This window comes from Haloferax sp. SDI50, assembly GCF_059802635.1.
Genome location: NZ_JBPULL010000001.1, coordinates 1,932,764 through 1,950,169 on the forward strand (window position 1 = coordinate 1,932,764; position 17,406 = coordinate 1,950,169).

General features: G+C 62.4%; 19 protein-coding genes. 16 read left to right on the top strand and 3 right to left on the bottom strand.

The annotated features are described in order from the left end of the window. The first annotated feature begins 18 nt into the window (after positions 1 to 18). From ACSR87_RS10205 to ACSR87_RS10245, 9 genes are all read left to right on the top strand, one after another. On the top strand, positions 19 to 1,698 hold the full coding sequence (locus ACSR87_RS10205) for a hypothetical protein (RefSeq protein ID WP_498530380.1): 1,680 nt from the start codon (positions 19 to 21) through the stop codon (positions 1,696 to 1,698). A gap of 424 nt (positions 1,699 to 2,122) precedes the next feature. Next, a complete protein-coding gene (locus tag ACSR87_RS10210; protein ID WP_236995487.1) occupies positions 2,123 to 2,491 on the top strand; it encodes a hypothetical protein in 369 nt (122 codons plus the stop codon). After that, entirely contained in the window at positions 2,491 to 2,898 is a 408-nt protein-coding gene (locus ACSR87_RS10215) for a DUF8023 family protein (RefSeq protein ID WP_498530381.1), read from the top strand. Before ACSR87_RS10210 ends, ACSR87_RS10215 begins: the two co-directional genes overlap by 1 nt. 111 nt (positions 2,899 to 3,009) lie before the next feature. Then, positions 3,010 to 4,518, top strand: a complete 1,509-nt coding sequence (locus tag ACSR87_RS10220) for an Env/VP5 family phage fusion protein (protein ID WP_498530382.1) — start codon at positions 3,010 to 3,012, stop codon at positions 4,516 to 4,518. A gap of 1 nt (position 4,519) precedes the next feature. Beyond that, a complete protein-coding gene (locus ACSR87_RS10225; protein WP_498530383.1) occupies positions 4,520 to 4,693 on the top strand; it encodes a hypothetical protein in 174 nt (57 codons plus the stop codon). Between the two features lie 32 nt (positions 4,694 to 4,725). Beyond that, positions 4,726 to 5,319 carry a DUF8063 family protein gene (locus ACSR87_RS10230; protein WP_498530384.1) on the top strand — a complete coding sequence of 198 codons (594 nt, stop codon included), beginning with the start codon at positions 4,726 to 4,728 and terminating at the stop codon, positions 5,317 to 5,319. Positions 5,320 to 5,375: 56 nt separating this feature from the next. Further along, positions 5,376 to 6,167: a DUF8125 domain-containing protein gene (locus tag ACSR87_RS10235; RefSeq protein WP_498530385.1), complete on the top strand. Its 792-nt coding sequence runs from the start codon at positions 5,376 to 5,378 to the stop codon at positions 6,165 to 6,167. Next, positions 6,160 to 7,152 (top strand): hypothetical protein, encoded by a 993-nt coding sequence (locus ACSR87_RS10240; protein WP_498530386.1) that lies wholly within the window; start codon positions 6,160 to 6,162, stop codon positions 7,150 to 7,152. Before ACSR87_RS10235 ends, ACSR87_RS10240 begins: the two co-directional genes overlap by 8 nt. Beyond that, positions 7,070 to 7,987 (top strand): DUF7961 domain-containing protein, encoded by a 918-nt coding sequence (locus ACSR87_RS10245; protein WP_498530387.1) that lies wholly within the window; start codon positions 7,070 to 7,072, stop codon positions 7,985 to 7,987. Before ACSR87_RS10240 ends, ACSR87_RS10245 begins: the two co-directional genes overlap by 83 nt. A 57-nt stretch (positions 7,988 to 8,044) precedes the next feature. Here ACSR87_RS10245 and ACSR87_RS10250 read toward each other — a convergent pair whose 3' ends face one another. Next, a complete protein-coding gene (locus ACSR87_RS10250; RefSeq protein ID WP_498530388.1) occupies positions 8,045 to 8,305 on the bottom strand; it encodes a winged helix-turn-helix domain-containing protein in 261 nt (86 codons plus the stop codon). Positions 8,306 to 8,840: 535 nt separating this feature from the next. Between ACSR87_RS10250 and ACSR87_RS10255 the strand changes: the two genes are divergently transcribed. From ACSR87_RS10255 to ACSR87_RS10280, 6 genes are all read left to right on the top strand, one after another. After that, positions 8,841 to 8,963 (top strand): hypothetical protein, encoded by a 123-nt coding sequence (locus tag ACSR87_RS10255; RefSeq protein WP_498530389.1) that lies wholly within the window; start codon positions 8,841 to 8,843, stop codon positions 8,961 to 8,963. After that, positions 8,960 to 10,012 carry a tyrosine-type recombinase/integrase gene (locus tag ACSR87_RS10260; protein WP_498530390.1) on the top strand — a complete coding sequence of 351 codons (1,053 nt, stop codon included), beginning with the start codon at positions 8,960 to 8,962 and terminating at the stop codon, positions 10,010 to 10,012. The genes ACSR87_RS10255 and ACSR87_RS10260 overlap by 4 nt, the downstream gene beginning before the upstream one ends. A gap of 883 nt (positions 10,013 to 10,895) precedes the next feature. Further along, the gene (locus ACSR87_RS10265; RefSeq protein WP_004044400.1) at positions 10,896 to 12,053 is read left to right on the top strand and encodes an ABC transporter substrate-binding protein; all 1,158 of its coding nucleotides are present in this window, start codon (positions 10,896 to 10,898) and stop codon (positions 12,051 to 12,053) included. Positions 12,054 to 12,084: 31 nt separating this feature from the next. After that, on the top strand, positions 12,085 to 13,128 hold the full coding sequence (locus ACSR87_RS10270; protein WP_498530391.1) for a carbohydrate ABC transporter permease: 1,044 nt from the start codon (positions 12,085 to 12,087) through the stop codon (positions 13,126 to 13,128). Continuing rightward, positions 13,125 to 14,069 (top strand): carbohydrate ABC transporter permease, encoded by a 945-nt coding sequence (locus tag ACSR87_RS10275; protein WP_008577224.1) that lies wholly within the window; start codon positions 13,125 to 13,127, stop codon positions 14,067 to 14,069. Before ACSR87_RS10270 ends, ACSR87_RS10275 begins: the two co-directional genes overlap by 4 nt. A 120-nt stretch (positions 14,070 to 14,189) precedes the next feature. Continuing rightward, positions 14,190 to 15,341, top strand: coding sequence for an ABC transporter ATP-binding protein (locus ACSR87_RS10280; RefSeq protein WP_498530392.1), 1,152 nt, complete (start codon positions 14,190 to 14,192; stop codon positions 15,339 to 15,341). 45 nt (positions 15,342 to 15,386) lie between these two features. Here the strand turns inward: ACSR87_RS10280 and ACSR87_RS10285 are convergent, their stop codons facing one another. After that, entirely contained in the window at positions 15,387 to 16,076 is a 690-nt protein-coding gene (locus ACSR87_RS10285; protein WP_498530393.1) for a hypothetical protein, read from the bottom strand. 466 nt (positions 16,077 to 16,542) lie between these two features. Here ACSR87_RS10285 and dpsA point away from each other — a divergent pair, with 466 nt between their 5' ends. Beyond that, on the top strand, positions 16,543 to 17,073 hold the full coding sequence (gene dpsA, locus ACSR87_RS10290; RefSeq protein ID WP_498530394.1) for a DNA starvation/stationary phase protection protein DpsA: 531 nt from the start codon (positions 16,543 to 16,545) through the stop codon (positions 17,071 to 17,073). A gap of 132 nt (positions 17,074 to 17,205) precedes the next feature. Here dpsA and ACSR87_RS10295 read toward each other — a convergent pair whose 3' ends face one another. Beyond that, entirely contained in the window at positions 17,206 to 17,373 is a 168-nt protein-coding gene (locus ACSR87_RS10295; protein WP_004065234.1) for a hypothetical protein, read from the bottom strand. Positions 17,374 to 17,406 lie beyond the last annotated feature (33 nt).

A 17,406-nucleotide genomic window follows, 5' to 3' on the forward strand; every position in this document is an offset into this window, starting at 1 on the left:
CGAAAACTCCGGCGCATCGTGACCGAAGCGGACTGGCGCGATACGTACGTAGAGGCAGAAGACCCGATGGAAAACGGGTTCTACGTGACGGAGTTGGAGAAACGCCGTGCAGCGACGTGGGCGGACGCACTGAGTGCGTTTCTCACCTCGCACGTAGACTACAAAGGGCTGCTCGCGCGCTTCGCGAACGACGACGGCGATGAGTTCGAACTCCCGCTGACTGACGCCTGGGGCGAGACGTACTCGCGCAAGCAATACGCTCGCGCGCTCGCGCTCCAGCGACAGATGGGCGGCGGCGAACGACCGTCCGGCGGCGAAGCAGTCGCGGCGTGGGGCTCGCCCGCGACCGCGATGCTCACGTTCACCGCTTCGTCCGTGCCGAACGGAGAGCGGCTTCCGCCGGTCGAACACACCGACGCGCTCCACGACGCGTTTTCGTACGACGGCGTGCGCGACACGCTCCGCAACACGATGGAATACCATCTCGGCCTCGAGGCCGACGAGTGGGGCTACTGGCTCCAAGCAGAACCGCACGGTATGGGCGGCGACGGCAGCGGGATGAACGCGTGCTACTCGCACCTGCACGTGGGCGTCTACTTCGACGCGGCCGACCTCGACCTCGAAGTGGTCGGCCCGGAGTTCGAACGCGTGATAGACAAACACGTCGAAGAGTGCGAATACGCCTCGTTCAGCGCCCACGACTACAGAAACACGGACTACCTGAACGACTCGGACGGCTGCATCTCGCTGAACGCCGGCGTCGAAAACATGGGTTCGTACCTCGCGGCGTACATGGGTGGCTACACCGAGGAGCTGCTGGACAAGCCGGTCGAATACCTCGCGTGGGGCGCAATCTACTGGTCGGCTGCTCGACGCCGAACCTCGCGGTCGAAAATCGTCACGGAAGCCATCAAAGCGGACGCGTGCGAACAGCGCGCGGAGTCCAGCGAGTCGAACCAGACCGACGCGCACGGCGAGGCGGTCGTGTGGAACGACGGCCGCGGCCCCGACGTAGTGTGCGCGTGCTGTAACTCCGGCTGGGCTATCGACCAGGAACGGCTCGACGAACCGGTTCCTGATGACGATCTCGCCGAAGCCCTCGCGGATGGTGGCGAGTCGGACGCTTCAAGTTCGGAACGCTCGCTGGCTGAACGCTGGCCGAGCGCCAAAGCAGCAGCGAGTGTCGGTGAATCGCCGGCAAAGACGCGGATACGGAAGCGCGTAGAAACGGAGCTGAAGTACAGCGACGAGACGCCCTCGGTGGCGTCGATGCTCGGCCGGAACATGATTGATCCGAAGCACGCTGAGTTCGTCGAATCGGTGATGAATGGGGAGGACGACTCCGAACCAGAATCGTTCCGCCGCGCATCGCTCTCGTCTGAGTGGCGACTGGAAGCGATTATCGACCGCGACGGCGAGGAGCACCTGCCCGGAGGCGGCGGCGTCGACATGGCCCCGCTGAAGCTACCACTCCGGCGGGTGCTGCAAGAGACGCGACTCCAGCACGACCTACAGAAGGGCGAGATGTGGCGCTGTACGGAGTGTAACTTCGGCATCTACAACAAACACCAGATGGCTCGGCACTTGGTCGAACAGCACGGCCTCGACCGACCAGAGAGTGCCGACCACGTGTTGCACGTTGAGGACTACTTCGACAAAGACCGCGAGTGCATGCGGCATCCTGCGAGGTCAGACTGAATACAGAGACCGTATCGAGCAACTGTGTTTGGTTTTCTCCAGATGTTATAGAGATATCTGTCCAACCAATAGACTTAATAATAAATGTGTAGACTCCACAATGCCGGGGTGCCTCTGTGTTAACACCGGCAACATCCCTAATCCGGGTGCCCGGCCGGTTTAGGGTTAGTTGGGGTCCCCTTTCCCAACTTTTCAGAAATACATTGGCTTTAGATAGCTGTACTGCAGCGAGTGGATTATTGATGACAATACAACACTAGTGTAGAATTTTCATGAAAATCTGTGCCATTGGTGGTGCTGATAAGCAGACTTATATTGAAATCTGCTCGCTGAATCAGTAATCTGCGTTTTCTGAGTCTGTACCTTCCAATTTCACTAGAGTTCCCTTTAGGACTACTGTACCTCGAACCCACCCTGTTCTTGTATGGCATCTGAACCAATGTCGTTCGACGACTTCGAAGAAACGCAAGTCGAAGACGACTACGACGACGGAGTAGAGGAAATCAAGTTCGAAGTCGACGAGCCGGTCATCGGCGTTATCGTCGACATCGACCACGACGTGGGACCGAACGAAAACGACGTAATCCATCTCGCCCGCGGCGGCGACCTCGGCGACCGGGTGAAGTTCTGGTCGAACGGCCAGATTCGCCGGACCATCGACAAGAAGGGTCTCGGCAACGGGAGCTGGCTCGCTGTCAAGAAGACCGCCGAGACGCGGACGTACGAAATCGAGCATGACGACGGCTCGACTGAAGAGCGCGAGTACCACGTCTTCGACGTGAGGGGCGAGTAATGGCGTCGCGCTACTCGAACGGGCTGAGTGGCCTCGCGTCGGACTACGCGATGCTACGGACTATCCCGGCACTGCTGTCGGTCGTGTTCGTCGCTACGGGCCTGTACGCCTTCGGTGGCATCTCCGACATCACCATCACGTGGCTGTCGAACTACACGCTGACGAGCGAGCACGCGACGCTCGGCGGCATCCTCGTGTACGCGGTGGCGTTCATGTCGAGCGAGACGAAGTCGCTCGAACACTACGAGTACTGGGAGATGGCGTTCATCGTGGCGTCGCCTGCTGTCATCCTCGGCTGGCAGTACGTGACTGAAATCAAGGACCTCCTGCTCGGACTGGGCGACCCGCTGGGCGCGCAAGTCGCGTTCCTGATTACGGTCGTCGGCTGGGCGGTCGCCGTGAGGTAACCCGACCATGACACTTCCTTTCGGCCTCACCAGACTGCAAGCGACTGCGACGCTCGGCTACCTCGCCGCGTGTCTCGGTGCAACTGCGTTCATCATCACCGGAGGCCTCTGATGCGCGAGTTCGCTCGACGCGGGCTCGCGTTCGTCTTCGCGTTCCTGCTGGTCGCGACCGCGTCCACCAGTGGCGTCGTGCCGGGCGCGTCGCCTGTTGGTGACGCCCGCGCGGAGTGGGTCGACTGTAACCTCGGAGACTCGCTCATCGGGGCCGCTTATAACACGCTCATCGGCGCAGACACCGACTGCCGCTGGGAGGCAGGCGACCAGATCGACTATCAAAATATCTCGCAGACTGACGCCTACGCACAGGCTCTCGGCATCGGAGACTCCGCAAACAGCTACACGACCTCAATGGGTAACATGATGGCTAACGCCCGGACCGTTGCCACGTCTAAAGCCAAAATCACGCTCATCAACGAACTCAACAACGGAACGAGTGTGCCGGTCGCCAAACAGCGCGTCAATGAGACGATTGAGGACTACTATGCTCGTATCGAGATGGAGAACGCCCGCGACTACTCTCGCAAATGGACGCAACTTGGCTACAACGACGACACCACCAACCTTGCGGTCGGTGTGGGCGGGGGCTCGATACACTCGACGGAGGCCCACAACTCCACCCAGTCCGATGCGGACTGGGTTGTGCACTCCATCAACGCGACTGCCCTCAACGGCACGCAGTTTGAGGTTACATCGCTTGTGTACGGTCCTGACGACCCATCGGGAGGACAAACGGAGTATGGCGGTGTGCCCGCCGACTACTCGGTGAGTGGCTTTATCGAGGGTAGCTCAGCGGACCGCATCTACATCGAGGACCCCGAAACGGGCGGATGGAAGCCTATCGTCGATGCCTCCGCGTACCAGCAAATCCGCGCTGATGCGCTCGACCAAGCATCACAGGTGAAGGCCAACATGGACCCGTACGCCGATGAGGTGTACGCGCAGTACGCTGCCGGAGAACTCAATTCGACGGACCTCGCGACGATGGACCCCTCGGTCATCGGCGCAGAGGCCTCGACCGACTTCGGAACCACCGGCTACTACGGTCAGGCCGCAATCATGCTCGCGAGCATCGGCGCGAGCGGTGACCTCAATGCGTCGCACACCATCGCAGTCGGTGACGGCACGACGGCGAACACGACCGTTCTGAACGGGACGCTGTTCTACACCGCCGACGATGTCGACGGATGGGATACTGGCACGACTTATAACATCTCGGACAACAACGGGACGTTCTACATGGCCGTTCAGGCCGACGACGGAAGCGGTTCCGTGGTCGACCTCGACGACTACGGAAGCGAGTTCACCATTACCGAGGCTGTGAACACTCGCACGGGCGAGACGCTGAACACGACCGCACCGCAACGGTACGTTTACGACTCGACGAACGCGAGTGCGCTCGAATCCGAAATCGGCCGTCTCAAACAACTTCGTCAGGAGTACGAGACTGCCGGTTCGGGTGGGTCGTCGTCCGGTGGTGGCTTCGACAGCCAAACGCTCGGTATCGCGCTGCTGGTCGGCGCTGCTGCGGTGCTACTCATCCAGCGGGAGGGCAACGAGTAGGATGTTCGTCTTCCTGCTGAAGCAGTTGCCCCTCGGAACCATCGCCGGCGCGGTCGTCCTCGCTGCTGCTCTGCAGCTCGCGGGCGTCGACCTCCTCGGGATGGGTTCGGACCTGCTGCTCGACCTGCTCGGCGTGCCCGACTGGTCGGGCGATTGGTTCGGGTCGCTGTTGTAACGCTCGCCAACCTTCCTGCCCCACCCCTTCGTATGACTCGAATACACACCATCATACTCGTCAGTTGTATCGCTCTGCTGTTCGCCGTCCCCGGCACAGTCGCCGCCCAAGAGACCGCGACCGCGTCTGCTCCGACAGAGACGACGACAGCCGCGGCTCCGCCCACGGCTTCGGAGTCGTCGACAAACGAGACGACGTACTTCGGCGACGTGGCCGGCGACCCGCTACTGCGCATCGTCGACGCGGAGTACCGCGATGGCACCGCCATCATTACGCTCGAAGCCGACGCGCCGCGACTGGTCACGGTGACCGCGCCGACCGGCTCGACCTCGGCCGGCGTCGCCTCAGGGAACATCGTCCGTCGCTCCGTGCCGAACGGTCGCTCGACGATTCGCGTCGACTCGCCCGAACCGCGGGTGACGCTGACGACTCCGACCAGCATCGGAAACGGCCAATACACGGAAATCCGGTTCGAGGACGGTTCGGCGCTCATCGCCGGACCGTTCACCGGAACGGACGTGCGAGACGCGGCTATCGGCGGCGCGTTCGGCACGTCGTTCGGTGCGCTCCTGATAATCGTCCGGCGGCGCTTCGGCCTCCACCGTGGCATGGAGCGTGTCGCATGAGCGACGACGCCGAAAGCTCAGCTGAGGCTCAGCGGGAAACTCCCGACGAACCCGAAATGAGCGCGGCCTCGACGACGGTCGCGCCGGACCGCGACGCCGGTCGGCTCGTCACGGCGTTCGTGTGGGTGATGCGCTACGGCGTTCACCTCGCTGTCGCTGGCTCGCTGTTGCTCGTCGGGCTCGTACTCGTCTTCGATGTGCGCGTGCCTCGCTCGCTCCAAATCATCGGCCTCACGGCTGGCCTCTCGGCGGTCATCGCCGGGCGCTGGGTCGGCGGTCAGGCCGTCGACCTGATGGGCGGCCCGCAGATGATGTGGCTCGTTGACCTCGACCTGCTCGACCGCGATGGCGCGGGTGTCTACACCTGTCCGACGCCGCGGTGGTCCGAGTGGACAGTCGTCGATGGACAACTCTGGTGGGCGACGCCGAACCTCGCGTTCGGCCGCGGCGTCGACCTCGACGCCCGGGAAGTCGCCGGGACGTGGGTCGGCTCGCTACCCGACCCGGTGCTGGCGCGGGCGCTCGAATACCTCCGGTACAATCGGAAACAGCTGGAACCGAAGGCCCGGAAAGGCGAATCGCTCGAAATCAACTCCTTCGCTATCGTCCGGGCGGCGGCGGTCAAGACCGTGAAACACGTCGTGCGGACGTTCGAGAAAGGCGCGTTACCGGACGACGGCGAGGCGCTTCACTCGGAGATTGATAGCGTGCTCGAAGACTTCGACCTGGACGGCTCGGATTCCATCTTCGACGAGGACCCGACCGAGTGGGCTCCAGGTGACGGCGACCCGGCACCCGACCCGCTGGCGAAACTCTCCCAACAACAGGAAGCGATGAACGATGACTGACGAACGACTGCTGACGGCGGCGAAGTTGTACGAACAGGTGCGCGGGCGCATCGACGGCGACCACAGACTGCTCGACCACGCGGGACTGCCCGTCTCGCAGGGCGACCACGCGAACCTGTCGTTCCTGAACTCGCTCGACCTCACCGACGACGACGAACTCGCGGACTCGTTCGCCGAGACCTCGCTGGGCAGGCTCGTCGATTCGTCGCTTCGGACGCAAGCCGCGACCCGCGCGGTGCAGTCGTCGCACGCGACCGCGCTTTCGTACCTCGTCGGCGTGACCCAGCAGGACCTCGACGCCAGTTCGCTGACGCTCCCGCTTCGGCTCGTCGACGAGCTGGAAAACGGCGGTGGCCTCACGACGATCACCGGCGCGGGGAACCCGAACACAGGAAAGACGAATACGATGTTCCTCTTGAACGGCGACCTCGCGCGGGCGCACTTCGGCGATGACCTGTTGGTCATCTCGAACGTGGGGACGTGGGACGGCGCGGACATCGTGGTGCGGTCGATGTACGACCTGATGGACGTTCTGCTGACCCACCGCGAGCGACCGAAGACCGTCACTATCGACGAAGGCTCGACGCACTTCGACGCCCGGACGTTCAGCCGCGAAGTGGCGTCCCAGTGGACGCCCGCGATTAAGCGGTTCTCGAAGCTCGGCGTCGAATCGGTCGGCGTAGTGAGTCACACGGGGAAGGACGTACATCCCGAACAGAAACGGCTCTCGACGCTGTCGTTCTACAAAGAGGCGCAGGACGAAGTGACGTTCTACCGCGACTGGGACGCCGATTCAGACTCGCCCACTGGTGAGCTGTTCGGCGGCTCGCTCGTGAACCTCGAACCGACGTTAGAGAAGTACGATCCGGACGACGCCGCGCCGTGGTCGTGGAACCTACCGAGTGACCTGTTTCAGGAGCAGTTCGAGGACTGGGAGGAGTTTCACGATCTCCTGCAACGCGTTGATTCTGTGGAGAAACGCTGAGAAAGATATAATTTCTTGTCAGATATCTCTGTATGTAGTGTACCGCTATACTCCGGACGAAATCGACTACGAACGCGCGAACCACCAAGCGAAAGTTCAGGACCGAAAGAACCTCGACGTAAAGCGAATCGGGAACCTTGGAGAGCTCGCGTTCGAACAGTTCTGCCGCGAATACCTCCCTGTTGAGCTGTGGGAGTGGAAGAACGAAGAAGCGATGCGACGCTGTAACCCCGAGAGTTTCTCGTCGTACGACTTCGAAGTGTTCGGCTACGAGGTCGACGTGAAGACCTCGCGCGACGTGTCTGCGTTCCTCCCCGAAACCCTCCTCGACAACGACCCGGATGACGACATCATCGTGATGGTATGGCATCGAGACAACGAAGACAGTCTCATTCTGCTCGGCTGGGAGCGCACCGAGACACTGAAATCCAAAGCCGCCTCGCAGGAGAAGTATTCCGGCGAAGAACCCGAGAAACTGGATCACCTCGCGGCTCGACCGATGAACGAGCTCATCGACCTCGGACCGAACACGGCGTACATGAACCAGAAGCCGAAGAATCCGTTCTCGCCCGGTGACCGCGTGAAAAAGAAGGGCGACAAGGACGCATCGGTTGCGATTGTCGTTGAAGTGCTGCCGCCGGAACAGAACACCGGCGCGTACGGTGTGGAGATGGAAGGCGAAGCGGTCAGCGTTGCGTTCCCGTCCAGCCTCGACGAAGGTCCGGGGAACTGGGAAACGATTCACCCGGCGCTGTATGCCTCGTACTGCTACGACCAGAATATCAGGCTCTACACGTACAAACACTCGAATCTCGAATTCGCCGACGAAGACTGACGTTTCAACCCACCCATCCACCCGCCCCCTTTACGGGTAAGGGTGGTGGGTGCCTGCTCACCCGCTGTTCTCTAACTCACTCGCGTCGACCTCTCCGGTTAGGTAGGCTTGCCCTTTTGAAGAAATTTGGTAGTACCCGCGTTCAACTTCTTCGATTAGTCCTGCTTTACTGAGTTTACTCATTCGTCTGGAAACCCAGTTTCGAGTGTAATCGAGATTCATGGCAACAACAGCTGGACTGAGAATCAAACCAGATTCGTCTAAAAGTTCTAGTACCCGGTCGTCGGTTTGGTTCATCCACTCGACGCGCGGGCGCATACTTCTGCGTCAGCCTTTGTCATATAACTAATGCCGATGTGTGCTCAATCAAACACTAATCACAACTTGATAGAACACGAATTGTTGGGTTAAAGCTAAGGCCTCTGACTGTATTCGCTACCACATACGGAAGTTCACGCGACGCTGACTGTTGTTCAGTCGGCGTCAGAAAGCGGACCCGGTGCTGTGACACCGGTCCGTGGTGGCTCCCGTAACCAAGGTACGGAAGCATGTTTACCTACATGACTCGGGCTATTGAAGCCCCACGACAGATGTCTGTTGATAGACTGACAAAAATTGGTTTCACTTTCGCTCAAACGTACACTTTCACTCCGCGGCCATGGCTCAGTACTTTAACTAGCCCCCTCGAATGGATTACCCGGCTGACGGTCCCTTTCGAGGACGCTGCTTCTGGCAGGGTTGGCGTCCTCGACCCGGACCGCGGCCTCACAATGGAAGCCATGATTGAGTTAACGCACCCCGGTTGTAAGCGTAGCGAATGGGCCGGAAGTGAATCCGGTTCGGAGGTGATTCGATGAGCCTCGACTGGTGTCGGTTCCTCGACCTCGTTCACGAACTCGACGGGTCCGACGACGCCCGAGCACATCTCGAATCCGTTCGGTTCACCCGCGATTACCTCACGGAAGTGGTTCGATGAGCGACGAGCTCGACCCGATTACCCCCGAGTCGGCGATGTCGTACTACCTCGATGCTCGTCGATACGACCTCTCGGACGACACGCTCCAGTCCCATCGGTACCGACTGAAATCGTTCGTCCGCTGGCTCCAGTCGCCGGACCACGGGTCGGGCGAAGTGATGAACATGAACGACGTGGACCTGCGGACGGTTCACGCGTACCGCGTGTTCAAGCGCGAGGAGAATTTCGAGGGCGACGAACCGTGCGCCGCGGTGACGATGAAGGGGCAGGTCTCGACGCTTCGGACGTTCCTGAGCTTCATCGCTGACATCGACGGCGTCTCGGAGGAACTCGCCGAACGCATCCGGATTCCACGAATCGACGACGGCGAGGGAGTTTCGGATGCTGTGCTCGAGGCCGAGCGTGCGCGCTCGATTCTCGATTACCTCAATCGGTGGGAGTACGCGACCGTGGAACACGTCGCGCTGCTGCTTCTCTGGAGAACGTCGTGTCGGCTCGGTGGACTGCGGGCGCTCGATGTCTCTGACTTCGACCGCGAGGAGGGCGCGCTGTGTTTCCGGCACCGGCCGACGACTGGGACTGGGCTGAAGAACGGGACCCACGGTGAACGCGACGTATCGCTGAAGCCGCACGTCGCGAAGGTCGTTGAGGAGTACGTCGACGGTCCGCACCGCGACCGGGTGACCGACGAGCACGGTCGGGCTCCGCTGATTACGACGAGCCACGGCCGGCCGTCGACGACGACGATTCGGATGTGGTGCTACAAGTGGACGCGTCCGTGCGAGATCGGCGAGGGCTGCCCGGACGACCGCGACATCGAGGAGTGCGACGCGACGTACTTGGAACACGCGAGTACGTGTCCGTTCTCGGTTTCGTCGCACCCGTTCCGTGCTGGCTCGATTACTGCGTATCGCGATGCCGGTACTCCTCGGGAGGTGCTGTCCGACCGTGGTGATGTGAGCGAGACGGTTCTGGAGAAGCACTACGACCGTGCTTCGTCTCGCCAGCGCATGCGCCGCCGACAAGATTTCATCCCGGACGATTTGTAAGGATGTTTAAATACGCACTTTCGGGCCACGTATGCCGGGCGAGAGTCCAATATGTCAAAACCCATGGGGCCCATACGGTCTCGTTACGATTCTGAGCCGTTTACACCGGAGAGTACGGCTTCCTCCCTCGTTTCGGACTGTCGGTCGGCCTCGGTCCTGACGCCTCTCGCACGCCCGGTCCGATACTCACCATGCGGAGGCATCGTGTCTTCGAGTCGAATCGACTGCGAGAGCGAAATGTCGCGGTTCGGAAGCGACCGAGCCAGCTCGACCAGCGGGAGTCACTCCGACCGCAGAAGGATTCCGCGACGATAGCCGTACGGTCGGTTCGGTACCGAGAGAGAGATAGTTCCGATTCGAGATACCGAACGGAGCGTTTTCGGTCGGATTCTCGGCGGTCAAGGCTCGGACTGGCGTGGTTAGCTGCCTCACAGTGTTTATGTTGTTCCCCGTGCATGTTCTTCGTCTAACTGGCGCTGAGTTCGGAGTTGACTCGGCGACGACGAGCCAGACGGTGCGAAGACGACGACCAGGCTAGTTCTGAAACTGGAGCTAGAAGGTATCTATCGCCGGAATTCGGTGACTATCCTCGACTGAGAATTTTTATTATTATACCGAGTAAATGAATATCAATCGTTAAGTATGGTGCGTTCGACACTGTCTATGTATGTCACGCGATAGCCAGTCTAACGACAATCGGCTCAGTCGGCGTCAATACGTCGCTGGGGCGGGAGCGCTTGCGACGATGGGGCTCGCCGGCTGCTCCGGTGGCGGCGGTTCCAATGACGGCGGCGACGGTAGTACTACTGAAGCGGGCGGTGACGGTAGTACCACTGAAGCGGGTGGCGACGGCGGTGACGGGGGAAGCAGCGCCCCGGTTGAGGTGCTTCACGGCTGGACCGGCGGCGACGGCGCCGCGGCAGCTGAAGCGCTCGAAGCGGCGTTCAACGAGGCCTATCCCGATGTCGGCCTCGACATGAACCCCATCGGCGGCGGCGGGAATCAGAACCTCGACGCCGTCGTGGCGAACCGGCTTCAGAGCGACGACCCGCCGGGCGCGTTCGCCAACTGGCCGGGTCCGAACCTCCTCCGCTACGAGGGCGTCCTCGGCAGCGTCGACGACGTCTGGGAGGAGAACAACTTCGAGGAAGTAATGATCGACGAGGCGGTCGAGCTTCACCAGCAGGGCGGCAGCTATCGAGCCGTTCCGCTCGGTTCGCACCGCCTGAACTGCCTGTTCTACAACGTCTCGGTCGTCGACGAGGCGGGCATCGACGTCGACTCGCTGAACAGTCCCTCGGCGCTCATCGACGCGTTCGAGACGGTCCAAAGCGAGACCGACGCGGTTCCGATGACCCACGCGATGTCCGGGACGTGGACGACGACGCAGCTGTGGGGCGCCGTGATGCTCGCCGTGAACGGCTACCAGCCGTACATGGACTTCCTCAACGGAGAGGGCTCCGAGAGCGCGGTTCGCTCGGCCTTCGAGACGACCGCGGAGATGCTCGAAAACTACATCTCCGACGACGCGGCGTCGCTCAACCTCACCGCGTCGAACCAGAACATCATCAACGGCAACGCCGCCTTCATCCATCAGGGTAACTGGGCGGCTGGTGCGTTCCGGAACGCCGAGAACTTCGCGTACGACGAAGACTGGGGCTTCAAGACGTTCCCCGGCACGGAGGGCATGTACACGCTCCACATGGACTCGTTCCTCTACCCGGCCGACAACCCGACGCCGGAGGCGTCGAAGACTTGGGCGGCGTTCGTCGGCAGCCCCGAAGCGCAGATCGCGTTCAACCAGTACAAGGGCTCGATTCCGACGCGAACCGACGTGAGCATGGAAGAGTTCGGACCGTACCTCCAGGAGACCGCCGAAGACTTCGCCAACGCGGAGTACCGTCCGCCGAACCTCCAGCACGGCCTCGGTGTCCCCTCCGAGACGATGACGGCGCTCAACGAAGTCATCTCCTCGGAGTTCACCGGCCCGTACAACGTCGACGCCGCGACGCAGGGGTTCCTGGACGCGGTTTCGAACTGAGCCCCAAGAAATGTCGAATTTTTACCAACGAGTGCGCCGCGCGATCACCCCCAGCTCTGGCGACGAGCAGCGGGTCGACGGTGACGAAGGCGAGCGCGACGGGGTCCGCACCGACGGCGGCGTCGTGAACGAGGACTCCCGGAGTTCGGGGTCTGAGTCGGGCGTGTTGGACCGCCTCGCCGCGGGAATCGACGGACGGCTCGGGAGCGACTTCCTCGAATCGTCGATTTTCTGGGTCCCGCCGTTCCTGCTGATGGGGCTTTTCGTCTACGGCGCGGTCATCTGGAACTTCCTCATCTCGCTGACCGACTACCAGCGGTTCGCGAACGCGCCGGACTACTCGAACCTCGACTTCGAGATGTACACGCGGGCGCTCGCGGACTCGGGATTCATCGACGCCGCGGTCAACACGTTCATACTGCTCGTCGCGTTCACGGCGGGGACGCTTGCGGTCGGTCTCATACTGGCGATTCTCATCGACCGCGGAATCCGATTCGAGAACTCGTTCCGGACGATCTATCTGTTGCCGATGAGCCTCTCGTTCGTCGTGACGGCGCAGTTCTGGCTGTGGATTTACAACTACAACAACGGCATCGCCAATCGCGTCATCGGTCTCGTCGGCGTCGGCCCGATTAGCTGGCTCGGTAATCAGGCCATCGTCCTCTGGGCGGTCATCTTCGCGTTGATGTGGCAGTTCTCCGGGTACGCGATGGTCGTGTACCTCGCCGGACTCCGCGCGATTCCGGACGAACACTACGAGGCGGCGCAAGTCGACGGCGCGTCGACGCTGAAGATGTACTGGCGGGTCATCATCCCGCAGTTGAAGGGTGCGACGATAAGCGCCGCCGTCGTGCTGATGGTGTTCGGCATGAAGGCGTTCGACTTCCTTTACTCGCTGGTCGGCGGCTATCGGCCGCCGAACGGTGCCGACATCTTAGCGACGAAGATGGTCCGCGAGGCGTACGCGAACCTCAACTGGGCGTACGGCGCGGCGATTGCTATCGTCCTGTTTGCGATGGCGCTCGGCGTTATCGGCCCGTACCTCGTCTACGAGTACCGGAGGAACAACCTATGACAGACGACACGCTTCGAACGGACGGCGGAACGGCGACGTTCACGGCCCGGCTACGCCGGAACGTCGAGCAGATGACGATAGAGGACGCCGGTCTGTACGTCGTCCTGCTGTTGGCGGCGGGGTTCTATCTCGTCCCCATCGAGTCCGGGCTGGTCACGTCGATCAAGACCGGGACCGCAATCGTCGAGACCGCTCCGTTCGCCCCGCCCGGACCGTCCGGGTTCACGCTGGAGAAGTGGCAGGCGGCGGTCGAAGCCCTGCTACGCGGGATGGGCAACAGCATGCTGTACGCCGTGCCCGCGACGGTCATTTCGGCGTTCGTCGGCAGCATCACGGCCTACGGGCTGACGATTCCCGACTGGAAGCAGTCGTACAAGGCGCTGGTCTTGGCGCTCATCATCGCGGGCATCTTCATCCCGTACCAGGCCGTGTTGGTGCCGCTGACGCAGTTCTGGTCGCAGTGGGCCCAGCTCACCGACCTGCTGTCGTTCGTCTGGGCACTCGGCATCCCGAACGACTACGTCGGCATCGTCGAACTCGTGGTGACCCACGTCGCCTACGGGATTCCGATCTGTACGCTCCTGTTCCGGACGTACTACAAGACGATGAGCGAGGAGATGATCGAGTCCGCGCGTCTCGATGGGGCGACGCTCCGGCGGGTGTACCGGCGGATCGTCTTCCCGCTTTCGGGACCGATGTTCGCCGTGGTCCTCATCTACCAGTTCACCCAGATCTGGAACGACCTCCTGTTCACGCTGGTGCTCGTCTCGACGGAGTCGAGTCCGGCGGCCCCCGTCGTGTTGATTCTCGCGGGGCTCGGCACCTCGCTTGAGGGACAGGACTTCGCGCTCCGGATGGCCGGGGCGTTCTTCGCGGCGCTCCCGACGCTCGCGGTGTACATCTTCTTCGGCGACGAGTTCGCCGAGGGGGTGGCGGCGTGACGCGTCGTCACGGCGACGCGACCGCCGTCGAGACCGTCTCGCACGGCGACCGCGGCCACCGGCGGCGACTCCCGGCGCGGCGCGGAACCGACAGCTCACCAACGATACCTACTCAGAGATATGGCAACGCTTGAACTCGATTCGATAACGAAGACGTTCCAGGACGGCGACGACGAAATCGTCGCTGTCGACGACATCTCGATGTCGATTGACGACGGGGAGTTCCTCGTCGTCGTCGGTCCGTCGGGCTGTGGCAAGTCGACGACGCTCCGGATGATTGCGGGCCTTGAGACGATTACGTCGGGCACGATTTCGCTCGGCGACCGGGTCATCAACGACGTGGCCTCTCAGGACCGGGACATCGCGATGGTGTTCCAGTCGTACGCGCTGTACCCGCACATGACCGTCCGCCAGAACATGTCGTTCGGTCTGGAGGAATCGACCGACCTCCCGAACGACGAAATCGGTCGGATGGTCTCGGAGACGGCCGACCTGCTCGACATCCCGAGCCTGTTGGACCGGAAGCCGAGCGACCTCTCGGGCGGCCAACAGCAGCGCGTCGCACTCGGCCGCGCCATCGTGCGCGACCCCGAGGTGTTCCTGATGGACGAACCGCTCAGCAACCTGGACGCGAAGCTCCGCGCGCAGATGCGGACTGAGCTCCAGCGGCTCCAAGACGACCTCGGCGTCACGACCGTCTACGTCACCCACGACCAGACGGAAGCGATGACGATGGGCGACCGCATCGCCATCCTCGACGGCGGGGAGCTCCAGCAGATTGCGACGCCGTTGGAGTGTTACCACGAGCCCGCAAACCAGTTCGTCGCGAGCTTCCTCGGCGAGCCGTCGATGAACTTCTTCGACGTGACTCGCGAGGGCGACCGCCTGGTCGGTGACTCCTTCGAGTACCCGGTCGGCGCGGAGATACGCGACGACATCGGCGACGTGACCGACCTCGTCCTCGGGATTCGACCCGAGTCCGTCGAACTCGTCGAGGCCGCGAGCGGCGACCACGACTTCGAGATGACGGTCGACGTCGTCGAGCCGATGGGCGACGAGAACACGCTGTACCTGTATTTCGAGCCCGACGCGGACCCCGAGACCGAAGAGACGCTGGTCGCGACCACGGACGGCCTCACGCGCATCAGTCCGGGCGAGACGGTCGTCGCGCAGATTCCGGAGGAGGCAATCCACCTCTTCGACGGCAGGACGGGCGAAGCGCTCCACAATCGGTCGATGGAAGAAGCCGCACAGCAGATCGACCTCGGCTAACCGCCCCGTCTTTTTCGGTCGTTCGACCCCGCGCCGTTTCTCTTCTCACCAGGGGGTGGTCCGGCCGACGCCTTCAGCGACGAGCGCCGCGGCGGCGACGTGAGCGTACGCACACCAGCCGAGCGCCAGGAGGGCGGCGACGCTCCGCGAAATCGTCGCCGCGAGCGCGCTCCACGCGAGGACGACGAGGACGGTCGCGCCCACCCACGCGAAGAAGTACGTCCCCGAGGCCGCCCCGCGAAGGGCGTCTCGCCGGAGCCCCGCGCGGAGTCCCTCGTGAACGCTCACGGCGGTCGCGGCCGGAAGGAGATACGCGCAGACGACCGTGACGAGCAGCGCGACGGTCGCGAGCATCGCCGTCGTCACGCCGGTCAGCACGGCCGGAATCGAGCCGGTCGCGGTCACGTAGCCGACGGCGACGACGGTGACCGCGGCCGGGAGGAGGTAGACGGCGGCGACGCCGACCACTCGCCCGGCGAGTCTGAGCGTCTCGGTCGTCGCCAGCGGGGGAAAGCCGTCGCCGGCGAGCACGCCGCCGACGAGGCCGAGGAAGACGACGAGGGGGACGACCGCGGCGAGCGCGGGGGCCAGAAACGTGAGGTCTGGCCAGAGTCGCGCTGCGAGTCGGAGGAGCGTCCCACCGACCAGCAGCGCGACGAGACACGTCGCGGTGCCGTCCACTCGCGCCCGGTCCGCGAACGGGTACCGGAGGGCGTCGACGAACACGTCACTCACTCCGCGCGCGGTCGGTGACGCCGCGCGCCGGCGAGTCGTCGGCCGGGCTGAACACAGGTCGGAACACGGCTATTCGCTCGACGGCACCGCGCAAAAGGGTGTTGATCGCACGCCTGAGCGCATCCGACGCCGTCGCGCTCACGATGCGCGACGAGGGCGGAACGGTCCCGCGAGACTGGGACTCCGTTCGCGGTGACCGCGCCCGCGTGCGAGTGCACCCCTCTTCTGACAGGCTTCCACGAGACAGCTCCCGGCCGACAGACAGTATCATAATAAATGTGATAGTTACTGCGACACGGTCGCCGTCTCACGGCTATCCGCCCGAGTCCGTGCTGCCACCTCACACGCTTCAGTCACCGTTTTAGAAGCGATAATCCGATATCGACAAACGATATTTTAGGCCACACGAAAAATTGTTCGTTCTCGGATAAGTATTAAGTGCTCGCAGTCCCAACTACCAGTCGAGATGAGCACACAGAAGTCAGTCCTCAAGGAAGCAGGCAGCGTCGGCGACAACCCGGTTCGACTCGACACCGAGAAAGCCGAGCAGATAATCGAAGCGCTGAACACCGACCTCGCGGACGCGTACGTCCTCTACCACCAGCTCCACAAGCACCACTGGAACGTCGAAGGTGCCGAGCACCTCCGCATCCACGAGTTCCTCCAGGAGGCCTACGAGGAAGTCGAGGAGGCCGCCGACGAAATCGCGGAGCGCCTCCAGTCCATCGGCGGCGTCCCCCACGCCAGCATGCCCGCGCTGAGCGAGGCCGCGACGGTCGACCCCGAAGACGAGGACGTCTACGACATCCGCACCTCGCTGTCGAACGACCTCGAAATGTACGGCGACATCATCGAGAGCTACCGCGAACACATCGAACTCGCCGCGGGTCTCGGGGACCACGCGACGGCGCACATGCTCCGCGAGCAACTCATCGAAATCGAAGAACACGCCCACGTCATCGACCACTACCTCGAAGACGACACGCTCGTTCAGTAAGTACCGCCGCCGACGCGTCGGAGGACGCCGTTTTCGTTCCGACGTTCGACGCTTTTTCCCGCGGAGATTCCCGCGACGCGTAGCTCCCGTACTCGTCGCGCTCGCGTCCCGAGCGCGCCCGTTCGAACGGGACTATCGCGTCACGTCGATAGTCACGTCGCTCGAAATCCAGCCGTCGCTGTTGCCCGACTCCATGAACACCGACTTCCCCGGTCCACCTTTGCAGACGGATATCTCGGGGGAGTCGGGTCGGTCGGGCTCCGACACGGATTCAGAGTTCGACTGCGTACCAGCGGCCATTGCGATGCTTTAGGGGAACCTAAAACAAAAAGG

What these genes read in the sequence shown, in the direction of transcription:
- ACSR87_RS10220 (WP_498530382.1), top strand. Translation starts at nt 3,010, where the DNA reads ATGCGCGAGTTCGCTCGACGCGGGCTCGCGTTCGTCTTCGCGTTCCTG.
- ACSR87_RS10280 (WP_498530392.1), top strand. Translation starts at nt 14,190, where the DNA reads ATGGCAACGCTTGAACTCGATTCGATAACGAAGACGTTCCAGGACGGC.
- ACSR87_RS10295 (WP_004065234.1), bottom strand. Translation starts at nt 17,373, where the DNA reads ATGGCCGCTGGTACGCAGTCGAACTCTGAATCCGTGTCGGAGCCCGAC.
- ACSR87_RS10275 (WP_008577224.1), top strand. Translation starts at nt 13,125, where the DNA reads ATGACAGACGACACGCTTCGAACGGACGGCGGAACGGCGACGTTCACG.
- ACSR87_RS10210 (WP_236995487.1), top strand. Translation starts at nt 2,123, where the DNA reads ATGGCATCTGAACCAATGTCGTTCGACGACTTCGAAGAAACGCAAGTC.
- ACSR87_RS10230 (WP_498530384.1), top strand. Translation starts at nt 4,726, where the DNA reads ATGACTCGAATACACACCATCATACTCGTCAGTTGTATCGCTCTGCTG.
- dpsA (WP_498530394.1), top strand. Translation starts at nt 16,543, where the DNA reads ATGAGCACACAGAAGTCAGTCCTCAAGGAAGCAGGCAGCGTCGGCGAC.
- ACSR87_RS10225 (WP_498530383.1), top strand. Translation starts at nt 4,520, where the DNA reads ATGTTCGTCTTCCTGCTGAAGCAGTTGCCCCTCGGAACCATCGCCGGC.
- ACSR87_RS10235 (WP_498530385.1), top strand. Translation starts at nt 5,376, where the DNA reads ATGAGCGCGGCCTCGACGACGGTCGCGCCGGACCGCGACGCCGGTCGG.
- ACSR87_RS10215 (WP_498530381.1), top strand. Translation starts at nt 2,491, where the DNA reads ATGGCGTCGCGCTACTCGAACGGGCTGAGTGGCCTCGCGTCGGACTAC.
- ACSR87_RS10240 (WP_498530386.1), top strand. Translation starts at nt 6,160, where the DNA reads ATGACTGACGAACGACTGCTGACGGCGGCGAAGTTGTACGAACAGGTG.
- ACSR87_RS10260 (WP_498530390.1), top strand. Translation starts at nt 8,960, where the DNA reads ATGAGCGACGAGCTCGACCCGATTACCCCCGAGTCGGCGATGTCGTAC.
- ACSR87_RS10250 (WP_498530388.1), bottom strand. Translation starts at nt 8,305, where the DNA reads ATGCGCCCGCGCGTCGAGTGGATGAACCAAACCGACGACCGGGTACTA.
- ACSR87_RS10255 (WP_498530389.1), top strand. Translation starts at nt 8,841, where the DNA reads ATGAGCCTCGACTGGTGTCGGTTCCTCGACCTCGTTCACGAACTCGAC.